The sequence below is a fragment of the Siphonobacter sp. SORGH_AS_0500 genome, assembly GCF_002838835.1.
Lineage (GTDB): Bacteria > Bacteroidota > Bacteroidia > Cytophagales > Spirosomataceae > Siphonobacter.
This window is the reverse complement of the sequence record NZ_NHPP01000016.1, coordinates 88,237-105,033: the sequence shown is the minus strand read 5'-3', so window position 1 is coordinate 105,033 and position 16,797 is coordinate 88,237. Positions and strand designations below refer to the sequence as shown.

General features: G+C 47.5%; 14 protein-coding genes. 5 read left to right on the top strand and 9 right to left on the bottom strand.

The window, feature by feature from the left end; all coding sequences use genetic code 11:
- Positions 1–212: 212 nt before the first annotated feature.
- The 5 genes from BWI96_RS17225 to BWI96_RS22980 form a co-directional block, all read right to left on the bottom strand.
- Complete coding sequence (locus tag BWI96_RS17225; protein ID WP_106637776.1) at positions 213–716, bottom strand: methylated-DNA--[protein]-cysteine S-methyltransferase; 504 nt, start codon at positions 714–716, stop codon at positions 213–215.
- A gap of 5 nt (positions 717–721) precedes the next feature.
- Positions 722–1,642: a tRNA (adenosine(37)-N6)-dimethylallyltransferase MiaA gene (miaA, locus tag BWI96_RS17220; protein WP_106637775.1), complete on the bottom strand. Its 921-nt coding sequence runs from the start codon at positions 1,640–1,642 to the stop codon at positions 722–724.
- A 13-nt stretch (positions 1,643–1,655) separates the two neighbouring features.
- Positions 1,656–2,261, bottom strand: coding sequence for a DNA-3-methyladenine glycosylase (locus BWI96_RS17215; protein WP_106637774.1), 606 nt, complete (start codon positions 2,259–2,261; stop codon positions 1,656–1,658).
- Between the two features lie 347 nt (positions 2,262–2,608).
- Positions 2,609–4,294, bottom strand: a complete 1,686-nt coding sequence (locus BWI96_RS17210; protein ID WP_106637773.1) for a sodium:solute symporter — start codon at positions 4,292–4,294, stop codon at positions 2,609–2,611.
- A gap of 55 nt (positions 4,295–4,349) precedes the next feature.
- Positions 4,350–4,475 carry a hypothetical protein gene (locus BWI96_RS22980; protein ID WP_255400706.1) on the bottom strand — a complete coding sequence of 42 codons (126 nt, stop codon included), beginning with the start codon at positions 4,473–4,475 and terminating at the stop codon, positions 4,350–4,352.
- A gap of 703 nt (positions 4,476–5,178) precedes the next feature.
- Here BWI96_RS22980 and BWI96_RS17205 point away from each other — a divergent pair.
- Entirely contained in the window at positions 5,179–8,022 is a 2,844-nt protein-coding gene (locus BWI96_RS17205) for a TonB-dependent receptor (RefSeq protein ID WP_106637772.1), read from the top strand.
- Positions 8,023–8,137: 115 nt separating this feature from the next.
- Here the strand turns inward: BWI96_RS17205 and BWI96_RS17200 are convergent, their stop codons facing one another.
- The 4 genes from BWI96_RS17200 to BWI96_RS17190 all read right to left on the bottom strand — a co-directional run bounded on the left by BWI96_RS17200 (position 8,138) and on the right by BWI96_RS17190 (position 13,693).
- Positions 8,138–8,899 carry a DUF4397 domain-containing protein gene (locus BWI96_RS17200; protein WP_157830412.1) on the bottom strand — a complete coding sequence of 254 codons (762 nt, stop codon included), beginning with the start codon at positions 8,897–8,899 and terminating at the stop codon, positions 8,138–8,140.
- A gap of 62 nt (positions 8,900–8,961) precedes the next feature.
- A complete protein-coding gene (locus tag BWI96_RS17195; RefSeq protein ID WP_106637770.1) occupies positions 8,962–10,485 on the bottom strand; it encodes a SusD/RagB family nutrient-binding outer membrane lipoprotein in 1,524 nt (507 codons plus the stop codon).
- 29 nt (positions 10,486–10,514) lie between these two features.
- Positions 10,515–11,687: a TonB-dependent receptor domain-containing protein gene (locus BWI96_RS22580; protein WP_232793783.1), complete on the bottom strand. Its 1,173-nt coding sequence runs from the start codon at positions 11,685–11,687 to the stop codon at positions 10,515–10,517.
- Positions 11,624–13,693: a SusC/RagA family TonB-linked outer membrane protein gene (locus tag BWI96_RS17190; protein WP_232793782.1), complete on the bottom strand. Its 2,070-nt coding sequence runs from the start codon at positions 13,691–13,693 to the stop codon at positions 11,624–11,626. Before BWI96_RS17190 ends, BWI96_RS22580 begins: the two co-directional genes overlap by 64 nt.
- 309 nt (positions 13,694–14,002) lie before the next feature.
- Here BWI96_RS17190 and BWI96_RS17185 point away from each other — a divergent pair, with 309 nt between their 5' ends.
- From BWI96_RS17185 to BWI96_RS17175, 4 genes are read left to right on the top strand one after another with little or no spacing between them, the layout of a single operon-like run.
- Entirely contained in the window at positions 14,003–14,770 is a 768-nt protein-coding gene (locus BWI96_RS17185; RefSeq protein WP_232793781.1) for a DeoR/GlpR family DNA-binding transcription regulator, read from the top strand.
- Positions 14,771–14,826: 56 nt separating this feature from the next.
- Positions 14,827–15,582 carry a 3-dehydroquinate synthase family protein gene (locus tag BWI96_RS17180; protein WP_369804205.1) on the top strand — a complete coding sequence of 252 codons (756 nt, stop codon included), beginning with the start codon at positions 14,827–14,829 and terminating at the stop codon, positions 15,580–15,582.
- Entirely contained in the window at positions 15,579–15,854 is a 276-nt protein-coding gene (locus tag BWI96_RS23430; RefSeq protein ID WP_369804204.1) for a hypothetical protein, read from the top strand. The genes BWI96_RS17180 and BWI96_RS23430 overlap by 4 nt, the downstream gene beginning before the upstream one ends.
- A 53-nt stretch (positions 15,855–15,907) precedes the next feature.
- Entirely contained in the window at positions 15,908–16,471 is a 564-nt protein-coding gene (locus BWI96_RS17175) for a Crp/Fnr family transcriptional regulator (RefSeq protein WP_106637768.1), read from the top strand.
- Positions 16,472–16,797: the final 326 nt, after the last annotated feature.

Genomic DNA, 16,797 nt, shown 5'->3' with positions numbered 1-16,797 from the left:
TAAGGAGTTCATTTTACGGCCCCAAATCTATTTGTATTTAGACTTATTTCAAATAATAATCTTTGATGGAGTTTCTAATTCTTAAAAAATGGTTTTCTTCCATGTCTGAAAGAATAGGGTTATTAGGTATGGGGAGGGCTTTCTTGCCAGCCTTCATCTGTCAGAGCTATACTCCCTTTTCTAATACCTTATCAGCCAAAAGGGAAGCCCCATTACTCCCATAAAGATGTTTGCTTAATGGCCCCTTCCAGTCTCAGTAACCGATTTTTACGGTCCAATCCGCCCGCAAAACCCACTAACTTACCTGAAGACCCGACCACCCGGTGGCAGGGAGCAATGATGGAAATGGGATTACGGTTCGCAGCTCCACCTACTGCCCGTACCGACTGCGGGTTGTTTAACTGCTGGGCAATCTCTCCGTATGTACGCGTTACTCCGTAAGGAATAGTCAGTAAAGCCTGCCAGACCTGTTTTTGAAAATCCGTTCCGATAAAATCGAGCGTTAACTCGAAACGCTTCCGTTTCCCGGTAAAATATTCATTCAACTGACGTTCCGTTTCCAGTAAAACTGGATGTTGCTCATCCCGAGTCCCTAACTCCACGGCAATTCGGTCAGGATTATCATTTTCCCACAGGATCGCCGCTAGCCCTTTTTCCGTAGCAATCAGGGTTAAAGCTCCTACGGGTGAGGTTATTACTTTATGATGATTGAGCATGGCTGCTATGCATTTGAGGAACGGTAGCCGGCTAGCTGGTCCAGTATATACGCTTTTACCCCCTCGTAATCTGAAGCTTCGAACCATTGAAAATCGCCCTGATGGCGAAACCAGGTTAGTTGCCGTTTGGCGTAGCGGCGACTATTCTGCTGAATTTTTTCGACCATTTTGCCAGAATCGTACGTGCCATCGAAGTATTCAAAAACTTCCTGGTAACCTACGGTTTTCAGAGCATAATGCTCCCGATAATCTGTTACTGATTTTACTTCATTGATTAACCCAGCCTCCATCATCAGGTTGACCCGTCGGTTAATCCGGTCATATAATACTTCCCGGTCGCGGGTCAGGCAGATTTTTATTACCTCAAAAGGTCGTTTCGCTTTTTGCCCCGTTCGGAAGCTCGAATAAGGCTTACCTGTACTCAGGCACACTTCCAATGCCCGCACAATCCGCTGGGTGTTATTGCGATCTACGTATTCAAAATAAGCTGGATCGAGCCGACGTAATTCTTCCACCAGCGGCGTAATTCCTTGCTCTGCAAATCGTTGCATCAATTCCTCACGAACGCTCAAATCTACCTCGGGCATTTCGTCCAGTCCATCGGTAATGGTTTTCAGAAATAAGCCGGAACCACCCGTCAGAATAACGACGTCTTTTCTTGAGAAAATAGCCTCGAGCGTTTGCAGGCATTCCCGTTCAAAATCGCCAACACTGAAGTAATCCTGTATGGAATGTGAATCAATGAAATGATGCCGGATTCCCTGCATTTCTTCCGCCGTGGGCTTAGCCGTTCCGATGCTTAATTCTTTGTAAAACTGCCGCGAATCCGCCGACACAATTTCGGTATTTAACTCCTGAGCCAGCTTTACACAAAGCTCCGTTTTACCCACTGCCGTAGGCCCGGCAATCACGATTACTACTTTCATTGATCAATCTTCCTTACTTTTTTACCTGGTGTTTCCAACGCCATAAGGCCCGACTAGCCGTGGAGCGATACGGTCGCCAGGACTCAGCAATTTCAATCATTCGTTTGCGAAGATTCCGATCTTTCTCCAAACCATACGCCAGCATCATGGCCTGCTGAACGCCCAGATCATCAACGGGAAAAACATCGGGGCGTTGCAGGGTAAAGATTAGAATCATCTCCACCGTCCAGCGACCTACACCTTTAATCTGACTTAGGTAATCGACGATGGCGTCATCATCCATCTCGTCCCAGTTTTTTGTTTCCAGATTTTCAGCTAACCAGAACTCGGCGACGTTTTGCATGTATTGAGCTTTACCCCGGGATAACCCCACGTCCCGTAATTCTTCAGTTTCCAAAGCCAGTAACTGCCTGGGATGTGGATATTCTCCGGGAAATAATTTAAGAAAACGATTAAAAATCACGACGGCTACCTGCGTGGAAAGCTGCTGAGAAACAATCGAGTTCAACAGGTCGTAATATACATCTCCCGAACTTTGCGGTTCGGATAAAGAAACGGAGGCGATAATGTTAGCCATTTTCGCTTCACTATGGGCCAGATGGATTAGTGCCTCCCGCATCGGTTTAGTTTTCAGTTTTGCGATTCCGCTGCCAGCCTTTCGTTGGCAGCAACCACTTTCTTATCTCCCTACCTATTACTCCCCCGGGTTAATACCCGGGGCTATTCATATTCAACCCCGCTGGGGTTACGAGCTCTACATTAAAAGCTCTTTTAGATTTACAATTCCGCTGCCAGCGTGGCCCGGCCAGCCTTTTCACTGGCAGCAAGCACTCTCTCCTCTTCCTACCTATGCTGCCAGGGTCCCCGGGTTGACACCCGGGGCTATTCGGATTGAACCCCGCTGGGGTTATAAGCTCTGCATCAAAAGCTCTTTTGATGTGTCATTACACACCGCTAAACTAGTGATCACCCGTTCACCACCTTATTTTTCCCCAGTATAGTTTCCAGCAATAAACCCATGGCTACTACAGCCACGCAGCCGATTACATTGAGCCAGAGGAAAGCCGTTAAGTTTAATAACCAGCAAACCACTACCCCGATCTCTGCCATAACTGCCGCCCAGAAAGTTGCTTTGGCTCCAATCTGTTTAAAATAAAAAGCAACCACAAAAACCCCTAAAACGGTTCCGTAAAATAAGGAACCCAAAATGTTAACGGCCTCTAGTAAACTTCCTACCCGACTGGCGTACATGGCTACTGCAATGCTTAATACTCCCCACACAGCCGTACTAATTTTAGAGACCTTTACATAATGAGATTCCGAAGCCTGCGTTACCCACATGCGTCGGTAGATGTCCACTACAAAACTGGAAGTCAGCGAGTTAATCGCCGAGGCGATGGAGCCCATGGAAGCAATAAAGATGATAGCGATCAATAAACCGACTACCCCCTTAGGTAAGTATTTTACGACAAAAGTCAGGAAGATGTAATTGGTGTCGTTGGCGTCGCCACCCTTTTCTCGGACGAGTTTCTGCGTTTTCTCGCGTAGTTCGGTGCTTTGCTTGGTTAAGTTCAGTACCTGCTTTTGAAGCAGATTTACCTGAGCTGCATCCTTTTTCTCAAGAGCTTGTTGTAACTGCGTGACGGCCTGTTTTTTCTCCGTAAAAATCTGCGTATTTTTTTTCTGCAAAACCTGATAATCAACCGTATTTTCGATCTTACTCAATGCCGTTTCATTAAATACCAAAGGAGCTTGATGAAACTGGTAGAAGACAAAAACGAGTGCTCCGACCAACAAGATCAAAAACTGCATGGGAATCTTGATAATCCCATTCATTAATAAACCTAACCGACTTTGGCTAATGGTTTCGCCCCCCAGATAACGTCCCACCTGCGACTGATCCGTACCGAAATAACTTAATTGCAGGAAAAAACCACCGATTACACCCGACCAGACATTGTAGCGATCATTCAGGTCAAATTCCCAGTTGATGGTCTGGAGTTTATTCATCTTTCCGGCCACTTCCAGCGTATCCACAAAACCCATATTTTCGGGTAGTAACCGTACGACCAGACAGCCCGCCAGAAACATGCCGCCCAATACGATGAACATCTGCTGCACGTGCGTATAACTCACCGCCTGACTTCCACCTACTACGGTGTAAATCAATAAAATACCGCCCATCGCTATATTCGTCCAGACGATATCCCAACCGAAAATGGTCGAAAGAATAATACTGGGAGCATAGATACTGATGCCCGTTGAAAGCCAGCGTGGCACCAAAAAGAGAATTGCCGTTAGGGTTCGGGTACGAAGGTCAAAACGGGTTTCCAGGTATTCGTAAGCCGTATAGACATTGAGGCGGTGAAAGATGGGAATGAAGGTAATAGAAATGACCACCATCGCCAATGGCAACCCAAAGTAAAACTGCACAAACCGCATCCCGTCGGTATAGGCCTGCCCCGGTCCCGAAAGAAAGGTAACCGCGGAGGCCTGCGTAGCCATAACGCTCAGGCACACCTGCCACCAGGGTAACGTATGACCACCCGTCAGGTAGGATTCGAGGTTCTGTTCCCGCCGACTGCGATAAATTCCGTAACCCACAATAAAGGTTAACGTAACGGCCAGAACGATCCAGTCGAGTAAAGACATTCCAGAGTATTTAAATTTTAGGGTTAAAAAGTGTGGACGAAAGAATAGTCGGTACTTACGAAAAGGCTTCCGTAAACCACCAGAACAGCATAATCATCAAAATTAGATTGGCAATCACCAACCCATACAACTGTCGCCAGGAGCGGACAAAGGGGGGTAAGCCTTCCTTTTCTTCTTCCATTATTGTTTCGCTATGCAATCTTCTACGCAAACTGCCCATTTTCGATCAGTTGAGCAAGTAATAGTTCATTTCTCCATCGAAAAACGTCTAAACCTATTCAATCGTGACAGGGATATCCCTATTCTGTGCATTTTTTGCAAAGACCTAGAGGCTTTTTAAGATGATGTTTTGAGTAAAACAGGGAGCCATAAGTATGTTTTTCCTTCATTCAAGACCCGTTCTACGCCGTGGTTGGTGTCTCACCAAACACTATTTGCGTATAAATGGCTGGTGAGACACTAGCCATGGCGGGAGGACTAATTACAAAAGCCGCCTTTTACCCAGACGCTATAAAGTCGCATCTCTACCCCAAAAACGTTTTTATCCTATTTTGGATTTGGATTGCAAATCAGGCGTGACCGAAACCTACTATTTAGGTTTTCCCACCTTGTTCGATAATACCCTGGAAGATGAAGAACGTTAGTCTGCATTTGTAACGCTTAGCGTCGCGGACGAATAGTGAGGGACTTCAGACCTATCATCCAGAACAAAGAAGCTTATATGCCTTTCTAGCTAACCTTCAATCATGCAATGGTTACTCTAATCCTCAGCTCAGGCTCTTCCCCTTAATTTATAAAATTATTTATTAATAACCAAATAAGCAATATTACTTAAAAATGTCATAACATTATAGCGATTCACGAATACCCAAATTTTAAACATTATGAACCTTTTATTTTTACGTTTATGGATGCTGTGTTTATGCATTCTTCCTGGTGCATTATTTGCTCAACAAATTCGCGGCAGAGTACTGGATTCTAAAGGAAATGCCATTGTTGGAGCAACTGTTCAGATTAATTCAACCAACAACGGAGCGAATGCGTCGGGTACTGGAGAGTATCTGTTGAAAGTACAGCCCGGTTCTTATCAGATAACTGCTCGGGCCGTAGGTTATGAGAGTCTGGTTAAAACCGCCGAGGTGAAGGGAAATCAAACGCTTGAGCTGGATTTTGTCCTCAACGAATCTTCCGTTAGCCTGAATGATATTGTAGTGCTGGGTTCCCGCTCTTCGCAGGCCCGTACCAGCACCGATACACCCGTTCCGGTGGACGTCATTGGAGCCAAGGAAATGAAGCTGGTGGCTCAGACCGATCTTACGCAGATCATGAACTACGTAGCTCCGTCGTTTAGCTCCAACCGTCAGACCGTTTCGGATGGTACCGATCACATTGATCCCGCTTCGCTACGGGGTCTTGGGCCAGATCAGGTATTAGTACTCGTGAATGGAAAACGTCGCCACACCACTGCTCTGGTCAATATCAATGGAACCTTTGGTCGTGGAACTGTAGGAACGGATTTAAATGCCATTCCAGTATCGGCCATTGAGCGAATTGAAGTATTACGCGATGGAGCTGCAGCCCAATACGGTTCTGACGCCATTGCCGGCGTTATTAACCTGGTTTTGAAAAAAGAAACGCCCTGGAATGCCAATCTCATGTACGGTCAAAGTCTGACGAATACCTTAGGCAAGAGTTATTCAGACGGAAAAACGGTACAGTTCGATCTTTCGAAAGGCTTTAATCTGAATAACAAAGGCTTCGTAAACATCGCCGCTCAGTATCAGGATCGGGGAGCTACCAATCGCGGTGGACTCGATACCCGACCCTTATTATACTCTTCGGTATGGCCTTCTTCGGCGACTACGGTAGAAGCTCGTCAAACTCTGAAAGCAGCCGACGATGCCAAGGCTCAGGCCGCCGGACTGGATCGCAATAACATGCGGGTGGGTAATGCTGCCGTGAAAAATTTTGGCGTAATGGCTAATGCTGAGTATAAACTCGGAACTAACGTTACGCTTTACGGTCAGGCGGGTTACACTAATAAAGAAGGAAATGCCGCTGGTTTTTATCGCCTGCCTTCTCAATCTACTCAAATTGACCTGTCAATTTATCCGAACGGTTTCCTGCCGCAGATTAATACTTCTGTACATGACCTCTCAGGCGGACTTGGCCTGAAAGGAATGTTGGGAAAATGGAACTGGGATTTAAGTAATACCTACGGAGAAAACAGCATCAAATTTAATATCTCCAATACGCTGAATGCTTCGCTTCCAGTCGGCACCAGCCCTACTGAGTTTTACGCGGGTAAACTGAAATATGGCCAGAATGTAGTGAACCTGGACGTTAGCAGACGGCATGAATTCTCAGGGGTATTTTCAGCTCTGAACACGGCTTTTGGCACGGAGTTCCGCACCAGCCGGTATGAAATTGGAGCAGGTGAAGAAAAATCCTGGTCCTTTGGTATTCCTTCCGAGAATATTCCTGGCCGAATGATTGGCTCCTCTTCTACCGCCGCGGGTGCTCAGGTATTTCCCGGTTATAAACCCGCTAATGCCCTGGTAAAAACCCGAACTAACGTTGGTATTTACGCTGATTTTGAGGGCGAGTTCAAAGAGCGTTTATTACTGGGAGCGGCCTTACGTTATGAAAACTACTCGGACTTTGGTAGCAACCTTTCTTACAAAGCCACGGGTCGTCTGAATCTGTTCCAGGGGCTGGCTTTACGGGGGGCCGTATCCACGGGGTTCCGGGCTCCTTCGTTGCACCAGATTTATTTTAATAACGAATCCACCCAGTTTGTAAACAGCGTAGCCCGGCAGGTATTGACAGTCAATAACGAAAGTCCCGTGGTAAGTCAGTTTGGCGTAGGTAGACTCAAACCTGAAATCTCCCAAAACTACAGCCTGGGTTTAACGGGTAAATTTGGTAGCTTCAGCATGACCATTGATGCCTACCAGATTAACATCAAAGACCGGATCGTTTTCTCCAGCCAGTTTGCCCGTGAGTCGGGTACTACTGGAACGGTTAATACGATTCTGAATACGGTTGACCCGAATCAAACCATCAACTCTGTTCAGTTTTTCACGAATGCCATTGATACCCGCACGAAGGGTCTGGACATTGTGCTGAGTGATCGTATCAAAGTCGGTGCGAATACATTGAACCTAACTGTTTCAGGAAACTTCAACGAAACCAAAGTAACCCGCATTCAGGGTTCTTCGGTGATTGAAGCCGATCCTTCTCTGAAAACCCGTTTATTCAGCCGCGAAGAGCAGTCCCGCTTTGAGTCTTCGGTACCCAAAAGCAAGATCAATCTGAGTGCTAACTATCAGGTAAAAGCCTGGAATTTCTTTTTGCGGACGGTACGCTTCGGTGAGGTAACGTATCGAAGTGCTACCATTCCTGGTACGACTGTAGCAGGCGTTCCCTACCCCGCTGACAATGACCAGACTTTCTCGCCCAAATGGGTAACGGATGTAACGGCCAGTTATGCTTTCAACAAGCACGTAACCCTGACATTGGGAGCAAACAATCTGTTCGATGTGTATCCCGATAAGGCGTACATCAATGCTCGTAACAACCAGTTCAATTACGCCACAGACGCAACTCAAAGTTATACGACGGCACTGGATAATACCTCTAACGGTCGATTCCTCTACAGCCGGGCCGTGTCGCAGTTTGGTTTCAATGGCCGCTTTGTCTTTGCTAAAGTGGGGGTAACGTTCTAAGAACCGTCCCTTAGTAATCTATTCCGTCAGATAACGCCAGCTTAATTAAACAAAAACCGGAGCGTAAGTGTAAAACTTATGCTCCGGTTTTTATTTAATTCCTGCTCTGGGAATACTAAATATCCAGCGGTAATGATATGGTGGGTGGCGTTTTGGTATCCCCGGCAACCCCTCTCAGGATAATGGTATAAAAACGTCCGGCATAAGGTTGAATCCGATCTGCGGAGGCCGATGTTAAGGTAACTGAGCCATTTTTAGCCGTAATGGTCTGAGCTGCCGAATTGAACGCGACGGGATCAATGGCAATGAAGTTAGTAATGCTTTTATAGGCAGATACCGTGGTAATCACCTTGCCATTGATTGCCACTTCATAGCCCCCAGCAGGACTGTTCACTACCAAATTAGCAACTCGCACGTATGCTTTTCCAGCATCAGCCACGGTTCGGTTATCTTCCACACTAATTACTTCGTAGGCCGAGGCATTTCCAGCGGCAAAGACGGAGTAATACTTCCCATCTTCCAGCGTTAGGTTAGCTCCCCATAAAGCCGCTTCCTCAGCCGTTGTCATTTTCGCCGCATTGATTTTCAACGTGGCCGTTCCAGGTTCTACCGCTGCATAATTCCGAACCGGAAACGCAGAAAAATAGGTAACCGCCGCAGGTAGCGGATCGGGCGTGGTGGGCACGGTGTTTACTCCTGAAAAAGCCTTGTTATTAAGGTACAGAGCCAGTCCAGGAGCATCGGGGGCGGCGTGATAAAACCTCAGCCGGGCTCCGGTAGCGGGCTTTAGGCTTGCCAGAGGATCGCTTTCGTTACCACAGGCCACGACGGCAGCAGCCAGTAGTACAGTGATGAATGATTTGACTATTGATTTCATTGAATAGCTGTTCAGATGCCTGCCCAGGATTTTATGAAGAAAACCCTGAGCATTCGGCATGGTTAAGGATTAACAAACCAGGTTTCGTACGTATGGTAGTCCAGGTTATTCCCGCCGTATTTGTCCAGGGAAGCTCGGTTCCATACATATTCGGAGTTATACCGGGGACGAACCCGATAGGCCAGTTTTCCATTGTTGTCGGGGAACAGACGCTCAGGTGCAGGAGGGGTAAATCCGGGATATACCTCTGAACTGTACTTGTACCGACGCATATCAACCCAGGTTTCGATTACCCCGTGTCCGTATAAAGCCAGGTATTTCTGCATCATGATGTCACTTAACTTCAAACTCGCCGCCGCTTTCGGCACGGCATTGCTGGCCAGATAGGTCTCCCGGTTGGCAGCCGTTACGCCCGCAAAATCCATGGCTGCCGCTACTCCTTTTTTATAGGCATCATAGGCAACCGACTTGTCTCCTTTCTTAAAGGCAGCCTCTGCTTTCATGAACTGCACTTCACTGTAAGTCATCAAAGGGAACCCGGCCAGATCCGTGAAAATATACTTGCCGGGGGTACTGCTGGTAACCTGATTAGACACCACTCCCCATAAAGTCGGAATGCGGGCCTCATTGCCATTGATATTATTAGGATCGCCATAAGTTACCGTCACCCCCCGGTATTTTCCATCGGGCGAAGGAGAAGCCAGAATGTTTAGGCGAGGATCAGCCGCTCCAAGTAAGCTACCATCCAGCATTTTAATCAACCAGTCGGTCTGGCGGTAACTACCGAAGTTACTCCGGGTAGGCCCCATAAAACTCAGCGTTGCCGTATTACCCGCCGCATAAGGAACAACGAAGTTATCAGCATTGGAGGCCAGCGATTTATCACAGTACTCAATGACCTTATCGGCATTAAAGGTGCTCTTATTACTTTGGTGGAGCATGTTACGGGCCAGAACAGCATAGGTAAATTTAACCCACTTGCTTTTGTCACCCTTATAGGCCTGATCGGCTCCGTTCCGATTTAATACGGCAGCTCCCTGCACACCATCCGTGCGATTGAACGTCTCCAGAGCTTCGTTAGCCAGCTTGGCTACGTATTCGTAGACTTCCGGCTGCGTGTCGTAATCAAAGACGTAACGATTAGGTTCGAAAGCCTGCTTCAGAACGATTTCTCCGTGATAGTCCGTTGTGGTTTGCCAGCTCCAGGCAAACAGAGCTTTCGCCGCTCCCACAAATTCCCATTGCTGATTGGCCGTCGCCTGATTAATCAGTAAGTTGACGTTAGGACCCAGGTTCCAATAATTTACCCGCCAGATTAACCCAGCGTTGTCGGAACCCGCCTGGTAACCGTGACGATCCCAGGTATCGTTGGCCGCAGCATCGCCCCAGCTTTGAATGTATTTTCCGATGAACCGGCAATCGAACTGTTCCCCCAGCACCGTTTGCTGAATCATAGGAGGCAGCAGGGCACTGGGATCCGCTACCTGAGGGTTAGCGGGATCGACGTTAATGTCAAGGTATTTATTACAGTTGCTTAAGCCCATGCTTAAAGCAAGCAGTACGAGTGTTGATTTCAGTTTTCGCATAACGTAATAATGCTTGTCAGGTTTCGAAACTAGAAGCCCAGTGAAACGCCAAAGGATAATCCACGGGGCATGGAGATGGTACCGAAGTCAAAACCGCCGGCTCCTACCCCACCCGAAGCAGCCGAAGCTCCGTTCACATTAGGATCGGCTCCGGTATAGTTGGTCAGCAGAAACAGGTCCGTTCCGTTCACAAAGACACTGGCCGAACGAACCAGTTTGCTGCGAGTCAGCCACCCGGAAGGCACCTGATAACGAAGCGTGACATCTCTTAACCGAACCCAGTTAATATCTTTCTCCACAAATTCTGACTCAGGAATGGAAGAGAAGTAATCGGCAGAACGTGCTACCGGGTTGATCTGAATCGTATTTACCGTTGGGTTCTCCGAATCTTCCTTTCCATCACGCAGTACGCCTTTAAACACCACTGGATTTTCGCGATTCAGCGTTTTCAGGCTCAAACCATTTCTCCACAAGTACATTTCGGTACCGTTAAATACGTCTCCACCTTTCCGAATGTCCAATAAGAAAGAAAGCGTCAGGTTTTTGTACGTAAATGAGTTCAGGAAACCCAGCGTAAAGTCAGGGTTCCGATCCCCAATGGGCAGGAAGTTGGCATTCGTCAGCGGTAATCCAGTGGCTGGGTTAATCAGGACTTCCCCCTTGTTATTACGCTGATAGGAATACCCACCAATAGCCGTTGCTGAGCCCATACCCCGTTGGTAATAGTTCCAGTTTAAGCCCCGATACGCCGCCACTGATGAAGGAAAGAACGTCTCCAGATTATTGACAAATGCACTGGCCCGGGCATTTCCATAAGGCCAGGCGTCGGAGTTATAATACTCCGGTACATCGGCAGGCAGACTGGATACACTTGTATTGAGTCTGGTAAAGTTTAACGTCACGTTCCAACGGAAATCCTGGTTCTTGATGGGTGTTCCATTGAGCTGTATTTCTACCCCACGGTTTTTGAAGGTACCGCCATTAATCAATCCGAAAATAAACCCAGTCCCGTAACTCAGTCGTTGGTGAACAATCTGCTGGGAAAGTGTTTTTTCGTAATAAGCTACGTCAATTCCCAACCGATCATTAAAGAACTTCAGTTCTGTACCCAACTCGAAGCTTTTTCCTCTTTCTGCTTTCAGGTTAGGGTTACCGCCGTAAAAGTCATAGCCGAAACCTCCACCATTGGTGGTTTGAAGCACGAGTTTAGGTAATACGTAATACGGCGGTGGGGGTTACCCGTTTGCCCGTAGGCTAACCGCACTTTACCCGCATTAAGAATACCCGTGTTCCCCTTCAAACCCGGCATATCTGTGAATACGTAGGACAAGCTAGCCGAGGGATAAAAGAAGCTGCGATTCGAAACAGGTAACGTAGAAGCCCAGTCATTCCGGCCCGTCAGCGTCAGGTATAACCACTCGTCATAATTCATGGTTAAGCTGGCAAAGGCACTTACCGTCCGCTGTTGTAATCGCCGGAATTTGTTACGCTGCGTCGTTGGGTCCGTGTTGTTGACAGAATTAAATTCTGGAAGGTATAACTTCTGTCCATACGTCACACTCGTGCTGTAATCCCGGTCATCAATGGCCGTTCCCAGAATCAGGTTGGTACCCAGTCGACCTACTTTCTTTTGAATCGTCGCCAGAAAGTTTCCGTTTAACAGTCGGCTGGTTTCTACCAGATCTTCGATGGAACCCTGCGAAGCATATCCCCCCGGCGTACCCGCTCCATTACCTGACTGCCAGGATTCGGGATGCAGGAAAAGGTTACTACGAGTGGTATAAATATCGCCCCCTACACGGCCCGTAAGCGATAACCAATCCGTAGCCTTATAATCCGCTTGCAGGTTAATCCGACTCTGATTCGTTAAATCCTGAAAGTTATTCTTGTTAACTGTGAAGTAAGGATTGTCCGCTTCGCCCAGGTTAATCGCTCCCAGAATGGTCCGGCGAGAACCGTCGGAATTCAGATACACGCTGGCATCGTCATTCGTCGGCCAAGTGAGCAATCCAATCACGAAACCACTGTTGTTGCGTAAAGCTTTTTTCGTGTTAACATTAATGTAGGTAAACGACGGCTGTATGCTCAGTTTGGGCGTTAACTGAATGCGGGAAGCCAGCTTGATGTTGAAGTTTTTCATCCCCGTGTTAGGAACTACTCCATCACTACCAATGAATTGACTCGACAGGTTATAAGTAGCCGTCTCCGAACCACCCGAGATGGAAACATTATGCGTTTGGGTCAGCCCCGTCTGGAAGAAATTACGGGCGTTGTCAAAAAACGTAGTTCCCTCAGCATACTTAGGTCCAAAGTAGGATACGGCGTTAGGATCAGAAAAGCCCTGCGTTCCGCGACCATATACTTTCTGCACCTCGGGAAAGCGATTCACATTCAGAAAGCGGAAATTATTGCTATAGCTTACCTGTCCACGGCCTTTCACCCCTCTCTTAGTCGTAATCACGATGGCTCCCGCCGCCGCATCGATACCGTACAGAGCCGCCGCCTCGGGACCTTTGAGTACCGTAATCGACTCAATATCATTAAAGTTAATATTAGCCGCCTTGTTCATGTAATCCACATCACGGTTCGCCCGGTCTGAATACAGCACCCCTCCTGACGTAGTCCGGTTGTCAATGGGTAGACCATCGACCACGAATAAGGGCTGGTTGTTGCCGCCAATCGAAGTAGCCCCGCGAAGCTGAATACTCGTGGAAGAACCCGGCATTCCCGAAGTAGTCGTCACATTCAAACCCGCCACCCGGCCCTGCAAAGAAACCAGGTAGTTGTCCCGTTGGGCATTTACGAGTTCGGTTCCTTTAATTTCCCCGATGGAATAACCCAGAGCCCGCTTTTCCTGCTTAATCCCCAAAGCCGTCACCACGACCTCGTTCAATTGGGCATCCGTACTGGTCATGATTACGTCCAGCGTGGTCTGATTGGAAAGCGTGATTTCCTGCGTTTTCATACCTACCATCGTGAAAACGAGCGTTTGGCCCTGGCTTGCCGTGATGCGATACACCCCATCGGCATTTCCCGAAACGCCTTTGGTGGTGCCTTTCACCTGCACAGAAACGCCGGGCAAAGGCGAACCTGATTCATCACTTACTCTTCCACTTACGGTGCGATCCTGAGCCCAGGCCATTGGGCCTGCCCCCAGAACGCTCACCAGCAAGAGTAACCGAAAAGTCTGTAGAAGTGTGTGTAGCATAAAGAAGCTGTTGATTGAGATAATAAAGGGAGACAAGAAGTGCGTTTTTATGCACGAAAATAAATCAAACTTAATAAAAACATATAAAACTGCATTTTACTGCAAAAAAGAAAATAATCGACCCATATGGATCATTCGACCATACATAATTAGCTAAATATCAAATAAACAGCAATAATGTTTATAAATATATTTATTGCACTTCACTTTATTTAGTGTTATATTTAATAGGAGTTACTCTCTATTTTTTAGTTTTTACGACAAATAACCGCACAAAACAGCATTAGCACGTTTTCAATCAATAGCACCATGTCCTCTATTACTAATGCTATGCTGAAAGCAGAAAGACATTCGTTTATTCTGCACCAGCTTAATATTTATAACCGGATTTTATCTTCTGATTTAAGTCAGAAGCTCAACGTATCGGAAGACACCATCCGCCGGGATTTGAACGAACTCGCCGACAGTGGGCAGCTTATTAAAGTTCACGGGGGAGCTCTCTCCCGCTCGTACGGACACATCGCCACCCGAAGCGAGGTATATGCCACCAATCAGAAAGACATTATTGCTCAGAAAACCCTAAGCCTGATCCGGGAAGGTATGTTTCTGCTGCTGGGAGGAGGTACTACCGTGCGGTCTCTGGTTCGGATGATTCCGTCGCATCTACGCCTGACGATTTTTACCATCAGCCCCGTGATAGCTCTGGAATTGATTGAAAACCCTAACCTTGAGGTATACCTGCTGGGGGGACGAGTGACCGCCGAGAATCAGATTTGCTCGGGCGGGGAAGTCATTCACCGCCTGAGTGAAATTCGGGTAGATTTATTGATTCTGGGGACTACTGGCATTGATGCCGTTCAGGGCCTCACGGAAAGTGACATGGAAGTAGTGCAGGTGAAAAAAGCCATGATGAAATCGGCAGATCAGGTTGCTATTCTTACCATTTCTGAAAAACTGGGAACCTCTCACCGGATGAAGCTCTGTGATCTTGGTTCCATCCAGACGCTCATTACCGAACTTGAGCCTCAGGACGCCTCACTACAGATGTACGCAAAAGCGGGCCTGACCTTACTTTAAGGGAGGACTTGCGTTTAGTTCTTTACGCTACCAGCTAATTCTCTAATTTTGCGGTTATGGTAAAAATTGCTCCGATCACCGAAAGTCTGCCTGCTTTTCTGGCCGCTCATTCTTTTTCTCAGATAGCCGTTGTAGTAGATGAACACACAAAGGCTCATTGTTATCCGCTGATTCAGTCGCTGCTTCCGGCTCATACACTCATCGAGATTACATCCGGTGAGAGCGAGAAAACGCTTGACTCGGCCAGTCTGATCTGGGAAAAATTAACCGAAGCTGCTTTTGATCGTCATGGGTTGGTCATTAATCTGGGCGGTGGGGTAATCGGTGATATGGGTGGTTTTTGTGCCGCAACTTACAAACGTGGGCTTTATTTCATTCAAATTCCTACTACGCTTCTTTCGCAGGTGGATGCCAGCGTAGGCGGCAAACTTGGTATTGATTTTCACGGCCTAAAGAATCACATCGGCGTTTTCCGGGTACCCGACGCCGTTTTAATCGACGCGGTTTTTCTGAAAACCCTGCCCTGGCGTGAGCTTCGCTCAGGTTACGCCGAAGTGATTAAACATTGCCTGATTGCCGACGCCAGTAAGTGGGAAGAGATTCGACAGAAAAACTGGCAAGAACAGGACTGGACGGATTTGATTACGCATTCCGTAGCCATTAAAGAGAACGTTACCACGCAGGATCCTACCGAAAAAGGGCTTCGGAAAATCCTGAACTTCGGTCATACGCTCGGCCATGCCATCGAAACGTACTTTCTGGACGATTCCGATCAACGTCTGCTCCACGGCGAAGCATTGCAGTCGGAATGATCACGGAAGCTTACCTGAGTTATCAACGCGGCTGGTTGACAACGGAGGCATTTGAGACCATCACGCATTACCTGCTCGCCACGTACGGAAAAGCAGTAATCCCAGCCGACACCTACGACTCCATTATCGAACTGACGGCTCAGGACAAGAAAAACCGGGGTAAGGAAATTCGGTTTTCACTCCTGAAAGGCCTGGGTACCTGCGTCTTTGATATCCCCGTTTCGAGTGAAGAAATGCAACAGGCTCTGGCATTTTACACCAGCATTTCCTAATACAATCATCTATACGAGCCTTGGATCAAGGCTCGTATTTTGGCTCTCGCTCCATGAATGTTATCTCTTTCCTTCAACAAACGATCAACCTTGGCCCGGAAATAGAAGCCGATCTGACCCACATCATTGTGCGGGAACAGTTTCCTAAAAACCATATTTTGATCCGGCCCGGCCAATATTACCGCCGCTTGATGTTCGTAGAAGAAGGCCTCATTCGGGAGCATTACCTGAGTATGGCCGGAAAGGATACCACCTACCGTTTTCATACCGAAGGCAGTTTTGTTACTGCTGACGAAAGTTTCACCGATAACCAGCCGAGTCAATATACATTCGAGACGCTCGAAGATTCCGTGATCTGTTCGATTTCACATGCTGATTTCGAAAACATTCTTCGGCAGCACCCGGAGTTGGAGCAGTTACATATTCTGGTAATGCATCAACTCATTCGGGAAATGAAGGAGCGAATTACAGCTTTGCAATTTCAGACCGCTACCGAACGCTACGAATCACTCCTTAAAAGTCAACCTTCCATTTTTCAGCGAGTTAGCCTGGGACATATTGCTTCTTTTCTGGGGATTTCTCAGGAGACACTAAGCCGTATTCGGAGTAAGCGTTAGGTATCTCCAGCTTTCTCAAAGTTGCTTTTCTACTAACCCGCGAATGGGGATCTATTATTCGCTGCCAGTTTTTTCCGCTGGCAGCATTTCTATACTCCACCCTTTCCTAAAACCTTCCGGAGGGTTGATGCCAGCAGAAAAGCGGGTATCAGCATGTATTTTGACTTTTTCGAATTTCCCTCCCGTGGCTGGTGTCCTCACCAGCCATTAATAAGCCCAGGGGTTGGTGAGAACACCAACCACGGCGGAAGGCATCAGTATATATTTCCCTCCCGTGGCTGGTGTCTTCACCAGCCATTAATAAGCCCAGGGGTTGGTGAGGACAC